Raw genomic sequence first — 14,614 nt, forward strand, 5'->3', positions numbered from 1 at the left:
GGACATCATATGCGCGTTCTGATGCTTGGATGGGAATTTCCGCCGCATATCAGCGGAGGACTGGGAACGGCCTGCTACGGCATAACGCAGGGCCTCATGGAGCGGGGCGTGGACATCGCCTTCATTCTGCCCAGCATGCGGGCCGAGAAGTCTGCTTCGGGAACGTTTCTGCGATCCGCCTCCGGCGTGCCCATTTCCCGCGCCCTGAAAAAGGCCGTGGAAAAGGTGCGGCGTCAGCAGGCGTCCGACGAATTCTCCCACCTTTTCATGCGTCCCGTACGCGCGAATCTCAACCCCTACGGCGGCACGAACTTCGGCGAGCTCGGCATAGATCCCGACGTTTTCAATGAAAACGACCAGTACGTCGATGAAATCAGCCACTTCCGCGGCGGCTACCACAACGACCTCATGGACGAGGTCTACCGCTTCACCACCGCCGCCTCCGCCGTGGTGCTGGAAGAACACATGAAAAAGCCGGCCGACGTCATCCATGCCCACGACTGGATGACCTATCCCGCCGCCATGACGGCCAGCCGGCTGAGCGGCCTGCCCTTCGTCGCGCACCTGCACGCCACGGAATTTGACCGCTGCGGCGATCACGGGTATGACAAGATCTACAACATCGAGCGGGACGGCCTGCAGGCCGCCGATCATGTCATTGCCGTGAGCGAACGCACCAAGCAGGTCGCCGTGGAACGCTACGGAGTCCCCCCGGAAAAGGTTTCCGTGGTATACAACGGCGCGTTTCTGCACGACAAGGTGCCCACGTTCGAGATTCCGGAACTTGTGCGCAACGAAAAGCGCGTGCTCTTCATGGGCCGGGTCACCTTCCAGAAGGGACCGGAATACTTCGTGGAAGCTGCGAGGCTCGTGCTCAACGAAATGCCCGAGGCGCGCTTCATCATGGCCGGCAACGGCGATCTTCTGCCGCGCATGATACGACGCGTGGCAGAGCTTCGCATGGGCAGCCGGTTCCACTTCCCCGGCTTCATGCGAGGCAAGGACGTGCAGCACATGTATTCCATGGCCTCGCTGTACGTCATGCCCAGCGTGTCCGAGCCCTTCGGCATCGCGCCTCTGGAAGCGCTGCAGTGCGGTGCGCCCATTCTGCTTTCCAAGCAGTCCGGCTGCGCCGAAGTGCTGCCCGGAGCCCTTACCGTGGACTACTGGGACGTGCGTCAGATGGCCGACAGAATCCTGGACGTGCTGAACCATCCCGAAATGGCCGCCGAAAGTCTCAGACTCTGTCAGCAGTCGCTTCAGTCTCTCACCTGGGAACGCGCCGCCGACGGAATTCTCGACGCCTACGCTCATGTCTGCCCCAATGCCCGGAGTTAAGCCATGCCTTCCGTATGCTTTTGCTTTGAAGTTCATCAGCCTTACCGCCTCCGCCCCTACAGTTTCTTCGACATGGGCGCGAAGAACGATTATGAGGATGCCCAGCACAACCGCGACGTCATGCAGAAGGTGGCCGAAAAATGCTACCTGCCCATGAATGCCCTGCTGCTCAAACTCATCAAACGGCATCAGGGACGCTTTCGCGTATCCTTCTCTCTCACCGGCATCGTCATCGACCAGTTCATGGAATACGCGCCCGAAGTTCTGGACAGCTTCCGCGCCCTTGCACGCACCGGCTGCGTGGAATTCCTCGACGAAACCGACAATCATTCCCTCGCCTGTCTCTTTTCTGAAGACGAATTCCGCGGCGAAGTCATGCGTCACCGCGAAAGGATGCGCGAACTCTTCGGCCAGACCCCCCGCGTCTTCCGCAACACCGAGCTCATCTACAGCAACGACGTGGCGCGCATGGCCTGCGACATGGGGTACGACGTCATTCTTGCCGAAGGGACGGACAACATGCTCGGCTGGAGAAGCCCGCATTTCGTCTATGAGCCCGCGCGCTGCCCGGGCATGAAGCTCATGCTGCGCAGCTACTCGCTCTCCGACGACATAGCCTTCCGCTTCTCCAACCGCGACTGGCCCGCCTACCCGCTCATGGCCGACACGTTTGCAGACTGGCTGCACAGCATCAAGGGCAACGGTGACGTCGTCAACCTGTTCATGGACTATGAGACCTTCGGCGAACATCAGTGGGCCGACACGGGCATTTTCGACTTCATGCGCGCGCTGCCGGACTGCGTGCTGAGCGACCCTGAATTCGACTTTGCCACCGTGTCCGAGGCAGCCGACCGCTACCCTGTCCGCGGCGACCTGGACATCCCGAACTACATCTCGTGGGCCGATGCCGAGCGTGACCTTTCCGCATGGCTCGGCAACGACATGCAGAAAGACGCCTTCCGCGCCCTGTACGAATGTCTCGGGCTCGTGAAATACGTCAACGATCCTGAGCTCAACGAAGCATGGAGAAAGCTGCAGACCTCCGATCATCTGTACTACATGGGCACGCCTCAGTCTTCGGACGGCAATGTGCACAAGTACTTTTCCCCCTACCGGTCTCCGCTGGACGCCTATACCAACTTTATGAACGTCCTGGCTGACTTCCGCATACGACTTTTTGCGAAGGCCAACCAGTAACATGACCAGAAACTGACAGGAAGGCCCCTCTTTCTCCCTCTTTCGGGGGAAAGCGGGGGTCTTCCTGTCAGAATTCATTTTTTATGGAGCTTACATGAATCAACCTTCACGCACTCATCTTTTCGAGGTCAGCTGGGAAGTGTGCAACAAGGTCGGCGGCATCTATGAGGTTGTCGCCAGCAAGGCACAGCAGGCCATGCGCGCCTTCAACGGCGAATACATTCTCATAGGCCCCGACACCAAGCACAACACCGAGTTCACCGAGACGGACGAGCCCTACTGGGACGCGCTGCGCTACCCGCTCAAGGACAAGGACCTTCACTGCCGCTTCGGCCGCTGGGAAATTCCCGGCAGACCGCGCGTCATTCTCGTGGACTTCAACGGCCGCCACGACTCCAACCAGATTCTGCGTCAGCTCTGGGAGAGATTCGGCGTGGACTCCCTGTCCGGCGGCTGGGACTACGTCGAGCCCGTCCTGTTCAGCTACACCTGCGGCGAGGTGATCGCCACCATTCATCAGGTGCTCTCCACCCGCAACAAGAGCCACGGCATCGCCCACTTCCATGAATGGATGTGCGGCGCAGGCATTCTCGCGCTCAAGCAGCTCGCGCCTTCCATCGGCACGGTGTTCACCACCCACGCCACCGTGCTCGGCCGCGCCATGGCCGGCAACGGCGTGGACATCTACGCCAGAATGTCGGAAATCTCGCCTTCTCAGGAAGCGTTCCGCTACAACGTCACGGCCAAGTGCTCCATGGAAACCGTGAGCGCGAGAGAAGCCGACGTGTTCACCACGGTGAGCGGCATCACCGCCGAAGAGGCCCGCGTCTTCCTCGGCCGCACGCCCGACATCATCACCGACAACGGCCTCGACCTCTCCGCCATTCACGACTACAGCGCGGACCGCGAAAGCGCCCTTGCCAACCGCGCCCGCCTGCTCGAGCCCGTGAGCCGTCTGCTGCGCCGCGACATTACGCCCGACACCCGCATTCTCGTCATCTCCGGCCGCTACGAGTACCACAACAAGGGCGTGGATCTCTTCCTCGACGCTCTCGCCAGGGCCAAGAAGTCCATGCAGAACACCTCCCGCAAGGTGCTCGCCCTCATGCTCATGATGGGCGGCCACACCGGCGTGGACGAAAACGCCATAAGCGGCGACGCTTCCGCGGTGGCCGATCCCTCCCTGCCCGGTGCGGGCTTCCTCACGAGCCACAAGGTGTATGACGCTCCCAACGATCCCATACTTACCACCTGCCGCCGTCTCGGTCTGAACAACACCGCGGACGACAACGTGGACGTCGTGTTCGTTCCCGCCCTGCTCGACGGTCATGACGGCTTCTTCAACATACCCTATTTCGACGTGCTCTCCGGCTGCGATCTCGGCGTGTTTCCCTCCTGGTACGAGCCCTGGGGCTACACTCCCCATGAAAGCGCGGCCTACAGCGTGCCCACCGTCACCACCGATCTGTCCGGCTTCGGCCTGTGGATACGCCAGATGGAAACCAAGATAGGCACGCAGCCGGGCATAGGCGTCATCGCCCGCCGCAACAACGACTATGCAAAGACCGTGGACGCGCTGGCCGACGTCATCGTGCACTACGCCTCCTGCTCCGACGAAGAGCTCGACCAGCGCCGCCGCACCGTGCGCGCCGCCGCAGCCCATGCCGACTGGAGCGAATTCTTCAAACTCTACATGAACGCCTATTCCATGGCCAACGAAAAGGCGCACTTCCGCCGCCACGCCTCCAATCACACCCAAACCGCCAATTTTTCCAAGGAACTCGCCATGCGTCCTTCTTCCATCCCCTTCCTGCGCACGCTGAATGCCGTGTCTGAACTTCCTGCGGCCCTGAGCCGTCTGCACGACATCGCCGGCAACGTATGGTGGAGCTGGCAGCCGGAAGCCCTGGCGCTGTTCCGCGGCATGTCGCCCGAACTGTGGGAAGAATGCGGCCACAACCCCATCTACATGGTGGAAAACACGCCGCCCTCCCGTCTGCGCGACCTTGCCTCCGACATGACCTTCGTCACCCGCCTGAACAAGCTCGCCGAAAAATTCGACGCCTACATGGCCCAGTCCACCGTCTCCGACGTCATGGAGGACGGAACCACGGCCATTTCTGCCGAGCGTCCCGTGGCCTACTTCTCCACCGAATACGGCCTGCATGAAAGCCTGCAGCTCTATTCCGGCGGCCTCGGCGTTCTCTCCGGCGACCATCTCAAATCTTCCAGCGACGAACGCCTGCCCCTCGTCGGCGTGGGCCTGTTCTACCTCAACGGCTACTTCCAGCAGACCGTGGACAAGAACGGCCATCAGAATCCGCAGTATCCCGAAAACCAGCCCGCCAGCCTGCCGCTCGAAGCCATGCTCGACGACAAGGGCGAGCCGCTCATGATCTCTCTACCTCTCGGCACCCGCACGCTGTATGCCCGCATCTGGAAACTGCAGGTCGGTCTCGTTCCCCTGTACCTCATGGACACCAACGTTCCGCAGAACAATGACGACGACCGCCGCGTCACCGCCCGCCTCTACGAGGCCGACCGCGACGTCCGTCTGCGTCAGGAAATCCTGCTCGGCATCGGCGGCGTGCGCATGCTGGCGGCCCTCGGCATCACGCCTTCGGTCTGGCACATGAACGAAGGCCATTCCGCCTTCCTCGTGCTGGAACGCCTGCGTCAGCATATGAAGGGCGATGACCTCACCCTCGAAGAATCCAAGACCCTCGTGCGCAGCTCCTGCGTGTTCACTACGCACACCCCTGTGGACGCCGGCAACGAGCGCTTCTCCGTGGATCTCATGGCCCGCTACTTCCAGCCATATGCCGAAATGCTCGATCTGGAATGGGCGGACTTTCTCGCCCTCGGCCGTCAGGACGGCGGCAACCCCAACAACTTCGACATGACCGTGCTTGCCCTCAGAATGTCGTCGCAGGCCAACGGCGTGAGCGCCATGCACGGCATGGTTTCCCGCCGTATGTGGCGCAACATCTGGAAGGGCTTCACCGAAGCGGAGCTTCCCATCGGCCACGTGACCAACGGCGTGCATACCGCCTCCTATGTGGGCCCTGCCTTCCGCCTGCTGCTCGGTCACTACCTCGGACCGAACTGGCTGGATCTGAAGCCCGAAGATCCCGCATGGAACAAGGTGCAGTCCATTCCGGACGATGAATACTGGGCCGCACGTCGCGCCCAGAAACAGGCGCTCATCGACGCTTTGCGCGAACGTCTGCCCCAGTGCACCGCCTATTCCGACATTTCCGGCGACGAGCGCACGAAGTGGCTTTCCGCACTCACGCAGAACACCCTCATCATCGGCTTTGCCCGGCGCTTTGCCCCCTACAAGCGCGCCACCATGCTCTTTGCCGATCCCGACCGTCTGGCCCGCCTGCTCAACGATCCCGAGCGTCCCACCGTCCTCGTCATGGCCGGCAAGGCTCATCCCGCCGACAGCAAGGGCATCGAGCTCATCGAGGAAGTGGTGCGCTGGTCCCGCGATCCGCGCTTCTACGGCAAGATCTTCTTCGTGGAAAACTACAACCTCGAAGTGTCCCGCCTGCTCTCCCGCGGATGCGACGTGTGGCTCAACACTCCCCGTCGTCCCCATGAAGCAAGCGGCACGAGCGGCGAAAAGGTGCCGGTCAACGGCGGCATCAACCTCAGCATCTCCGACGGCTGGTGGGTTGAGGGCGCCGACGGCAAGAACGGATGGACCATCGGCCCCAAGGCCACATATGCCACCCTTTCCGCCGAACAGAACGACTACGCCGATGCCGACAGCCTGTACCAGATTCTGGAAAACGACGTGGTTCCGCTGTTCTTCCAGCGTGATTCCGATGCTCTGCCCCACGGCTGGATAGCCGTATCCAAGAACTCCCTGCAGAGCCTGACCGCCATGTACGGCTGCCGCCGCATGGTGCGCGACTACATGGAAAAAATCTACATTCCTGCCGCCCGCCGCGGCGTGGCCATGGACGCCGACCGTCAGGCCAAGGCCCGCGCCGTCACCGCATGGATGGAGAGCATTCCCGGTCGCTTCAACACCACGGCCATCCAGTCCATCGAGCTCTCCGGCCTTGACGCCGACACCGTGTACTGCGGCAAGCCCTTCACCGTGAAGCTCACGCTCACCCCCGGCGACATGAAGAAGGAAGAACTGCGCGTGCAGTTCGTCCTCGGCGTGACCGACGGCATGAACTTCACCGACGAACCGCAGATCGTGAACCTTGCCTTCACCGGCGAGGAAAACGGCAACCTTGTCTATGAAGCCTCCTGCGAGGCACAAGTCACCGGCCTGCACGCCTACGGCGTACGCGTCGTTCCTTTCATTGATCCCCTGGACAACGTCATGCGTTCCGGCCTCGTGCACTGGGCGTAACGACTGAAGTCTCTTCGCATGCGAGTGCCCGGAGCCCGTAAAGGCTCCGGGCACTTTTTTTATGAACAAAAGCCCCGTTGTACGAAAAAACATGTACGACAAGGAGACGAACGACCGCTTTTTTCACGTCAATATTGCAGAGATTCCGACGTGTTCTGCATAACGTGATACAGAAATGAAACAGTCATCCATGCCGAACGACGCCCCCCCCCGCATCTTTCCGCTCATCCTTCAAAGAACACGACAACAGTCCGGAAAAAGCCGCAGTATTTCCCGTGATTCAAAAAAGATCCGAGGCAACCCGATACAGCTTCCTCAGCGTTCCAGAAGCATCTGGACCTGCCTCCCGCCGCAGAAACACACGTCGCGCGCTTACGCATCGGTACAAATAAAGGCCAAAAGCATATTTTTTTTGTAATATACTGATATTACTCGTTTTATATTTTTCTTTCCGGGCTTTGTACCTGCCGCGGATTTTGCCCGAGGTGATACAAAAATATATCAATCACACATCGCCAATGACATAGTTTTTAACAACTACGTAAAATATAAATAAAATTTTATTCTGGCACGGTTTCTGCATAAAGAAGGGCATCTCGTACAGGAGGTTTTTCCATGTTCAATCGTACAGGACTTTCCTTTAGGCGAATGTCCCTGCTGTCCCTCGGAGCGGCAGCCCTTGCCATGACTTCTCTGCTCGTTCCCGGCACGGCTCTGGCCGAAGAAGACCCTTCGTTTCTGAGCCAGCAGGACGGCGACATCATATGGACCATGCTCGGTGCCATGCTCGTCATGTTCATGCAGCCGGGCTTTGCCCTCGTGGAATGCGGTCTCACCCGAGCCAAAAACGCGGGCAACATTCTCATGAAGAACTTCGTGGACTTCAGCGTGGGCACTCCGCTGTTCTTCATCATCGGCTTCGGACTCATGTTCGGCGTCTCAAACGGATTCATCGGCACGCCCACCTTCGGCATGAGCTTCATTGATCCCACCACGCCCGAAGGCGGATGGGCCTGGACGTTCTTCTTCTTCCAGGCCATGTTCGCGGCCACGTCGGCCACCATCGTGTCCGGCTGCATCGCTGAAAGAACGGATTTCAAGGCCTACATCATGGTATCCATTCTGGTAAGCGCCTTCATCTATCCCATCAGCGGCGGCTGGTGCTGGAACAGCCTCTTTGCCGACACCAAAGGCTGGCTTGAGAATCTCGGCTTCATCGACTTCGCCGGTTCCACGGTGGTGCATTCCGTGGGCGGCTGGATAGGCCTTGCCGGAGCCATCTGCGTCGGTCCGCGAATCGGAAAGTATTCCCCCGACGGCAAGTCTCTCGCCATTCCCGGACACAACATTCCTCTGGTGGCTCTCGGTGTGTTCATTCTGTGGTTCGCCTGGTTCGGATTCAACTGCGGCTCCACCACCACGCCCGACGGTACCGTGGGCTACATTGCCGTGAATACCTGCCTTTCCGCCTGCACCGGCTTTGCCGCCTCCATGCTTACCATCTGGTTCATGACCGGCAAGCCCGACCCCTCCATGGCCATGAACGGCGTTCTGGCGGGTCTTGTGGGCGTCACCGCCGGCTGCTTTGAAGTTTCTCCCGTGGGCTCCATCTTCATCGGCATCATCTGCGGCATAGTAGTGGTTCTCTCCATCCTCTTCGTCGACCAGAAGCTTCACATCGACGATCCCGTGGGCGCGGTTTCCGTCCATGGCGTGTGCGGCTTCCTCGGCACGGTGCTTGTCGGTCTCTTTGCCGCTCCCGGCTACGGCTCCAACGTCGGTCTTCTCTACGGCGGCGGTTTCCACCTGCTGCTCGTCCAGCTTCTCGGCGCCGTGAGCGTAGGCGCGTGGGCCTTCATCACCGGACTTTGCGCCTTCAAGCTCGCCGACAAGCTCATCGGCCTGCGCGTGAGCCGCGAAGTGGAACTCAAGGGTCTGGACATTACGGAACACGGAACCGACGTTTACAGCGGCTTCCAGATCTTCTCCAACGAGTAGTCCGACCACATCAAGTATCATCAGGAGCAGAACATGAAACTCATAGTTGCCTATATACGCCCGGAATGTCTGGGCACCGTCAAGCAGGAACTGTATGCTCAGGGACTTTACAGCATGTCCGTGACCAACATCCTCGGTTCGGGCCGTCAGAAGGGCTATGTGGAAATGTATCGCGGCGTCGCCACGGAAGTAACGTTGCTCAAGAAGGTACGCATAGAGCTCTGCCTGCATGAAGACGACGTACACAAGGCCATGGATGCCATTTCCAGAGGCGCCACCACCGGCCACGAAGGCGACGGCATCATCTATGTCGTGGACGTCCTCGAAAGCCGGAGAATACGCACCGGCGACTCACTCTGAGCTTTCTCCTGAGCGGCTGCATATATCTGTCCCCCCCTGCGGTCGCTCAGGAAACAAGCAGGAGGACGGGAGATGACTCCCGTCCTCCCCTTCCCTCAAAAATCACACGACAGGCCGTCAGACCTCCTGCCGCATGACTCCCATTTCCTTTCCTTCCGTCCTCGCTCCCGCATTCTTCTTCGAGTCCTTCAGGACATGAATAAACGAATGCCGGGCAGCTCAAGGACGGACACATTTCGACGACATACCCCCCTCCCTGAGGGAACACGACCGGCGTGTTCCCCGCCATTCAGGGGCAGTTCCGGGCTCCTCGGGACTGCCCCCTTTTTTGTCCCGCGCCCGCTGCCCCGCCATTTCCGGAACCCTGCTCACCACCTAAGGAGGCCGACCATGACCAGTTTTCCTTCCGTTCCCACATTTGACGCCGTACGCCGCTGGTATGCCGCCGGAGCCGACATGGAAGAAGGCCTTGCGGAACTTGCCCGCCGCATACGCCGGGAATCAGCCCCAGGCGTATGGATAAGTCTCGTATCGGAACAGGACGTGCGTGCCAGAGCCCGTCTTCTTAAAGAAAAGTCCGCCAGCCTTGATGCCCCCGATCTGGCAGAGCGCTATCCGCTCTTCGGCATTCCCTTTGCCGTCAAGGACAACATGGACGTGGCAGGCATGGAGACCACTGCCGCCTGTCCGGCATATTCGTACAAGGCGGAAAAAACTGCCTTTGTCGTTCAGAAACTGCTTGACGCGGGCGCCGTGCTCATGGGCAAGACAAATCTGGATCAGTTCGCCACGGGACTTGTCGGCGTACGCTCCCCCTACGGCGCCTGCCCGTGCAGCTTCAACGCTGCCTACATCAGCGGCGGTTCAAGTTCCGGCTCGGCGCACGCCGTGGCCCGCGGCCTCGTCAGCTTCAGTCTGGGCACGGATACGGCGGGTTCCATACGCGTTCCGGCAGCTCTCAACAACCTCATCGGACTGAAGCCCAGCCGCGGCCTTCTGTCCTCCTCAGGCGTGGTTCCCGCCTGCCCCTCGCTGGACTGTGTGTCCATTCTTGCGCTGACAAGCGAGGATGCTGCCGACGTTTTTCGAACCGCCGACGCCCCCGATCCTGATGACATCTGGAGCCGGACTGTCCCGAAGCGCACTTCCGTCGAAAAGACCGGTCCCTTCACGTTCGGCATTCCGGACACGCTGGACTTTCTCGGAAACACGGCCTGGGAAAAAGCCTGGGAAAAAGCCGTGGAGGATATGTGCGCCATCGGCGGCCGATGCATGACCATACGCTATGCTCCGTACAAGGAGGCCGCAGACATGCTGTATTTCGGCCCCTACATGGCCGAGCGGACCGCCGTGCTCGGGGATTTCATCCGCTCCCACGCCGAAGACTGCGTGCCTGTGGTGCGCGACATCATTCTCGGCGCGGGACGCTGGAGCGCGGAAGAAACCTTCCGCACTCTTTATCGCGCCAGAGAACTCAGACGCATGACAACTGCGGACTTTGAACACATGGATCTCCTGCTGCTTCCCACCGTACCGACGACCTATACCATCGAAGAGGTCAGGCGGGACCCCATGACCACCAACGTGAACATGAGCCGATACACCAACTTCATGAACATTCTCGATCTGTGCGCCGTTTCCGTACCGGCCGCCATTGCGCGCATGCCCGGTACCCATGCGGATCTGCCCTTCGGCGTCACCATGGCTGCCCCGGCCTTTTCCGAAAAAAGCCTGCTTTCTCTGGCTTCGCGCCTTCACACGTTCGTTCAGAAGCGCGGCCTTCCTCTCGGTGCCTGCCTGCAATGATGCTTCCCCCTTTCCAGGCTCATTCTCATGGTTCCGGCAGGCAACGGCCATCCTTTGTGCCGCAGCCTGCCGGAAAGAAGCGACACTGACGCCGTCCACCTCCGCACCTGTTGAAACAATTACGTGACACAACAGAGACAATAACGTTTCACCAGCATTGCCTTTCTTGTACTCCAGTGATGTTGCGATTCACTATTGTCATGAAAATATTGTTCTTTTTTATTATGGCACAGCTCTTGCATAAAAGATGGCGAACACTGAGTGACACAACACGACAGTCTATGAAAAGAAGAGGTAACACCATGAGCATTCGCAACATTCTTTCCATTGCCGTATCTCTTATGCTTCTTGCAGGATTTCATGGCGCGGCTCAGGCCGATCAACTGGCGGACATACAGAGCCGGGGAGTCCTGCGCGTAGCCGTTCCCCAGGATTATCCGCCGTTCGGCTTCGTAGGTCCCGACATGAAGATGCGCGGCTACGACGTGGAAATGGCGCAGTATCTGGCCAAGGATCTCGGCGTGAAGTGCGAACTTGTCCCGGCCACCGGAGCCAACCGCATCGCCTTTCTGCAAAGCGGCAGAGTAGACATCGTCATCTCCACACTGGGCAAGACAGCCGAACGACTCAAGGCCATAGACTTTGCCATGGCCTACGTCCCCACCTACCTCGGCGTGTTCGGCCCTGAGTCCATCAAGGTTGAAAAGCCGGAAGACCTGAAAGGGCACAGCGTCAGCGTGACGCGCGGCAACATTGAAGATCAGCTGCTCACCGAGCTCATCGACGACAGCGTGACCTGCAAGCGCTACGAAGATACCAACACAACAAGTCAGGCCTACCTGTCCCGTCAGACCGAATTCATCTGCACACTGAACTTCGTGGCCGGTGCTCTGCGCCTGCGCATGAAGGACGACCGTCGTCCCGAACTGAAGTTCAGCCTGCGCAATTCTCCCAACTTCGTAGGCCTGCGGCAGAATGAACCCGCCCTGAAGGCCGCGCTGAACAAGGGCATCACCAAGGCCTTCGAGGACGGCACGCTGAATCGCCTCTCCGAAACCTATCTCGGCGTTCCCCTCCCCGCCGACATGATTCATCAGGAACCGGAAATCTGAGGACAATGCTGTCCGAGGCTTCAGAAATGCAGCACATTCGTCCGCCTCTCTTAAGCCTCTGCAGATCACCGGAACACCTGAGCTCCGGGATCACGGAACTTGCCTGACGGCGCGGGCATCCGTTTTCCCGGAGCAGCTCAAAAAACAAGAAGCAGCGCAGTCATGCGCCTTTTTCCAAAAAACTCTCTGAACGTCGTCCGGCGGCAGCACCCTCCTCAGACCGCTGCCGGATGACGGACGGGCGGCCACCTTCCTCCTGACCGGCCCGTTCTTCTCCCCGGAGCGTCCGCCTGCATGTCGTGCTCTTTCGGAAGCGACCCGTTTCCGATACTGCAGCGGACGCCCGGCCTTTTTCAGGATTCATCATGGCCACTTACGTACTGAATTTTCAAGGGCTGGCCGACTATGCCCAGCATTTTGCTTCCGGCCTTGCCCTTACGGCGGAACTGGCCGTTGCGGCAACGGCGGGCGGCGTAGCTCTCGGCATCATCGGGGGCATCGTACGCAACGGCAGAAAAAACCTTCTGTATAAAATCTGGACTGCATATGTGGAGCTGTTCCGCAACACGCCCTTCCTTGTGCAGCTGTTCTTCATCTTTTTCGGCCTTCCGGAACTCGGCATACATCTTTCCGCCGAACCAGCGGCACTTCTGGCTCTCATTGTCAATCTCGGCGCCTACATCACGGAAATCGTCCGCGCGGCCATTGCCGTCACGCCCAAAGGACAGTGGGAGGCCGCCCGCGTGCTGGGACTGAGCAAATGGCAGGCCTACCGGAAAGTGGTGCTTCCTCCGGCCATACGCAAGGTCTATCCGGCCATAGTCGGCCAGTGCGTGCTGGTCATGCTCGGTTCCGCCGTGATCTCGCAGATATCCTGCGAAGACCTGACCTATGCCGCCAGTTATACGCAGTCCATCACGTTCCTTTCCTTTGAATCCTACATGGCCGCAACGGTGCTCTATCTGCTTCTGGCCGTCATCATGCGCCACGCCATGCTGGGACTCGGCAAAGTTCTTTTCAGGGGGAACTGACCATGATGATGGAATTCACACTGTGGGACATCATCCGCAACCTGCTCTTTGCCATGCGCTGGACGCTGGCGCTCTCGCTGGTGGCTCTCGGCGGCGGCGCGATCTTCACGCTTGTTCTGCTCACGCTCCGGCTGACCTGCGGCGCCCGCGTAAACCGGGCGATTTCCCTTTACGTCAATCTGTTTCAGGGCACCCCCATCCTCATGCAGCTGTTCCTCGTGTTCTTCGCGTTTCCTCTCGTCGGCATCGAGGTCAGTCCGTGGACGGCGGCAAGCGTATGCCTGATCCTGTACGCTTCGGCCTACCTTCTCGACATATGGTACAGCGCCGTGCGCTCCCTGCCCCGCGGACAGTGGGAAGCCTGCCGCGTTCTCGGACTCTCGTTCCCCCAGACCATGAGACACGTCGTCATGCCCCAGGCCATCCGTCTTGCCGCGGCCCCGAGCGTGGGATTCATCGTGCAGCTCATCAAGAACACGTCCCTGACGTCGGTCATCGGCTTCGAGGAAATGACCAAGGTCGGCATGGTGCTCACCAACGCCACCTTTGAGCCGTTCAAGATCTACGGTCTGCTTGCCCTCGGCTACTTTCTCCTCTGCTTTCCCCTTTCCCGGCTCGCACGCCGTCTCGAAGGATCTTCGCGATGAACATCATGACCATATGCAGTCTGCAGAAATATTACGGTGACAATCATGTACTGAAGGGCATCGACCTCAACATTCGGCAGGGAGAATCCGTGGCCATCATCGGTCAGTCCGGTTCGGGCAAGTCCACGCTCCTGCGCTGCATGAACGGTCTCGAAGACTATCAGGAAGGCTGGATACGCTTCGGCAACATGCTGATCACCTCCGACGAAAAGAAGGCCAGGGAAATCAGCCGGAGCATCGGCATGATCTTTCAGCAGTTCAACCTGTTCCCCCATCTCACGGCCGCGGAAAACGTCATGCTGGCCCCCCGGCTGGTTCTCGGCCTGCCGGAAAAGGAATGCCGGACTCTCGCCGAGGAAATGCTCGAGAAGGTGGGGCTCGGCGAACGCATGGACTACTATCCTTCCGGCCTGTCCGGAGGTCAGCAGCAGCGCGTGGCCATAGCCCGCGCCCTGGCCATGAAGCCGCGCATGCTGCTCTGCGACGAAATCACCTCGGCCCTCGATCCCGAACTCGTGGGAGAAGTGCTCAAGGTCGTGGAACAACTGGCCAGCGAAGGGCTCTCCCTCGTGCTCGTCACGCACGAAATGGCCTTTGCCCGCGATGTCGCCAACAGAGTCGTGTTCATGCACAAGGGCAAAATACACGAAGAAGGCCCGGCAAAGGAACTGTTCCGACATCCGCAGACGGCAGAGCTTGAGCAGTTCATTTCCCGCGCCCGCGCAGGCCTGTAGAAAGACCGTCCGCATT

Annotated in this window: 10 protein-coding genes; all 10 read left to right on the forward strand. The window is 59.6% G+C overall.

The window, feature by feature from the left end; genetic code table 11:
- Nucleotides 1-9 precede the first annotated feature (9 nt).
- The 10 genes from Q0J81_RS01180 (at nucleotide 10) to Q0J81_RS01225 (ending at nucleotide 14,598) form a co-directional block, all read left to right on the forward strand.
- Entirely contained in the window at nucleotides 10-1,338 is a 1,329-nt protein-coding gene (locus tag Q0J81_RS01180) for a glycosyltransferase family 4 protein (protein WP_294445569.1), read from the forward strand.
- A 3-nt stretch (nucleotides 1,339-1,341) separates the two neighbouring features.
- Nucleotides 1,342-2,535 (forward strand): glycoside hydrolase family 57 protein, encoded by a 1,194-nt coding sequence (locus Q0J81_RS01185; protein WP_294445570.1) that lies wholly within the window; start codon nucleotides 1,342-1,344, stop codon nucleotides 2,533-2,535.
- 94 nt (nucleotides 2,536-2,629) lie between these two features.
- Nucleotides 2,630-6,910: an alpha-glucan family phosphorylase gene (gene glgP / locus Q0J81_RS01190; protein WP_294445571.1), complete on the forward strand. Its 4,281-nt coding sequence runs from the start codon at nucleotides 2,630-2,632 to the stop codon at nucleotides 6,908-6,910.
- Nucleotides 6,911-7,525: 615 nt separating this feature from the next.
- Nucleotides 7,526-8,908 (forward strand): ammonium transporter, encoded by a 1,383-nt coding sequence (locus Q0J81_RS01195; RefSeq protein ID WP_294445572.1) that lies wholly within the window; start codon nucleotides 7,526-7,528, stop codon nucleotides 8,906-8,908.
- Nucleotides 8,909-8,941: 33 nt separating this feature from the next.
- Nucleotides 8,942-9,268 carry a P-II family nitrogen regulator gene (locus Q0J81_RS01200; RefSeq protein ID WP_294445573.1) on the forward strand — a complete coding sequence of 109 codons (327 nt, stop codon included), beginning with the start codon at nucleotides 8,942-8,944 and terminating at the stop codon, nucleotides 9,266-9,268.
- Between the two features lie 390 nt (nucleotides 9,269-9,658).
- A complete protein-coding gene (atzF, locus tag Q0J81_RS01205) occupies nucleotides 9,659-11,074 on the forward strand; it encodes an allophanate hydrolase (RefSeq protein ID WP_294445574.1) in 1,416 nt (471 codons plus the stop codon).
- A 302-nt stretch (nucleotides 11,075-11,376) separates the two neighbouring features.
- Nucleotides 11,377-12,186 carry a transporter substrate-binding domain-containing protein gene (locus Q0J81_RS01210; RefSeq protein WP_294445575.1) on the forward strand — a complete coding sequence of 270 codons (810 nt, stop codon included), beginning with the start codon at nucleotides 11,377-11,379 and terminating at the stop codon, nucleotides 12,184-12,186.
- Nucleotides 12,187-12,551: 365 nt separating this feature from the next.
- Nucleotides 12,552-13,217, forward strand: coding sequence for an amino acid ABC transporter permease (locus tag Q0J81_RS01215; protein WP_294445576.1), 666 nt, complete (start codon nucleotides 12,552-12,554; stop codon nucleotides 13,215-13,217).
- A gap of 5 nt (nucleotides 13,218-13,222) precedes the next feature.
- Nucleotides 13,223-13,864 (forward strand): amino acid ABC transporter permease, encoded by a 642-nt coding sequence (locus Q0J81_RS01220; protein WP_366937496.1) that lies wholly within the window; start codon nucleotides 13,223-13,225, stop codon nucleotides 13,862-13,864.
- The gene (locus Q0J81_RS01225; protein WP_294445578.1) at nucleotides 13,861-14,598 is read left to right on the forward strand and encodes an amino acid ABC transporter ATP-binding protein; all 738 of its coding nucleotides are present in this window, start codon (nucleotides 13,861-13,863) and stop codon (nucleotides 14,596-14,598) included. The genes Q0J81_RS01220 and Q0J81_RS01225 overlap by 4 nt, the downstream gene beginning before the upstream one ends.
- Nucleotides 14,599-14,614 lie beyond the last annotated feature (16 nt).

Source organism: uncultured Mailhella sp., from assembly GCF_944324575.1.
In the GTDB taxonomy this organism is placed as follows: Bacteria; Desulfobacterota; Desulfovibrionia; order Desulfovibrionales; family Desulfovibrionaceae; genus Mailhella.

Excerpts from the sequence above, each read along its gene's own strand:
- Q0J81_RS01180 (WP_294445569.1), top strand. The coding sequence starts at position 10 with ATGCGCGTTCTGATGCTTGGATGGGAATTTCCGCCGCATATCAGCGGA.
- Q0J81_RS01185 (WP_294445570.1), top strand. The coding sequence starts at position 1,342 with ATGCCTTCCGTATGCTTTTGCTTTGAAGTTCATCAGCCTTACCGCCTC.
- glgP (WP_294445571.1), top strand. The coding sequence starts at position 2,630 with ATGAATCAACCTTCACGCACTCATCTTTTCGAGGTCAGCTGGGAAGTG.
- Q0J81_RS01195 (WP_294445572.1), top strand. The coding sequence starts at position 7,526 with ATGTTCAATCGTACAGGACTTTCCTTTAGGCGAATGTCCCTGCTGTCC.
- Q0J81_RS01200 (WP_294445573.1), top strand. The coding sequence starts at position 8,942 with ATGAAACTCATAGTTGCCTATATACGCCCGGAATGTCTGGGCACCGTC.
- atzF (WP_294445574.1), top strand. The coding sequence starts at position 9,659 with ATGACCAGTTTTCCTTCCGTTCCCACATTTGACGCCGTACGCCGCTGG.
- Q0J81_RS01210 (WP_294445575.1), top strand. The coding sequence starts at position 11,377 with ATGAGCATTCGCAACATTCTTTCCATTGCCGTATCTCTTATGCTTCTT.
- Q0J81_RS01215 (WP_294445576.1), top strand. The coding sequence starts at position 12,552 with ATGGCCACTTACGTACTGAATTTTCAAGGGCTGGCCGACTATGCCCAG.
- Q0J81_RS01220 (WP_366937496.1), top strand. The coding sequence starts at position 13,223 with ATGATGGAATTCACACTGTGGGACATCATCCGCAACCTGCTCTTTGCC.
- Q0J81_RS01225 (WP_294445578.1), top strand. The coding sequence starts at position 13,861 with ATGAACATCATGACCATATGCAGTCTGCAGAAATATTACGGTGACAAT.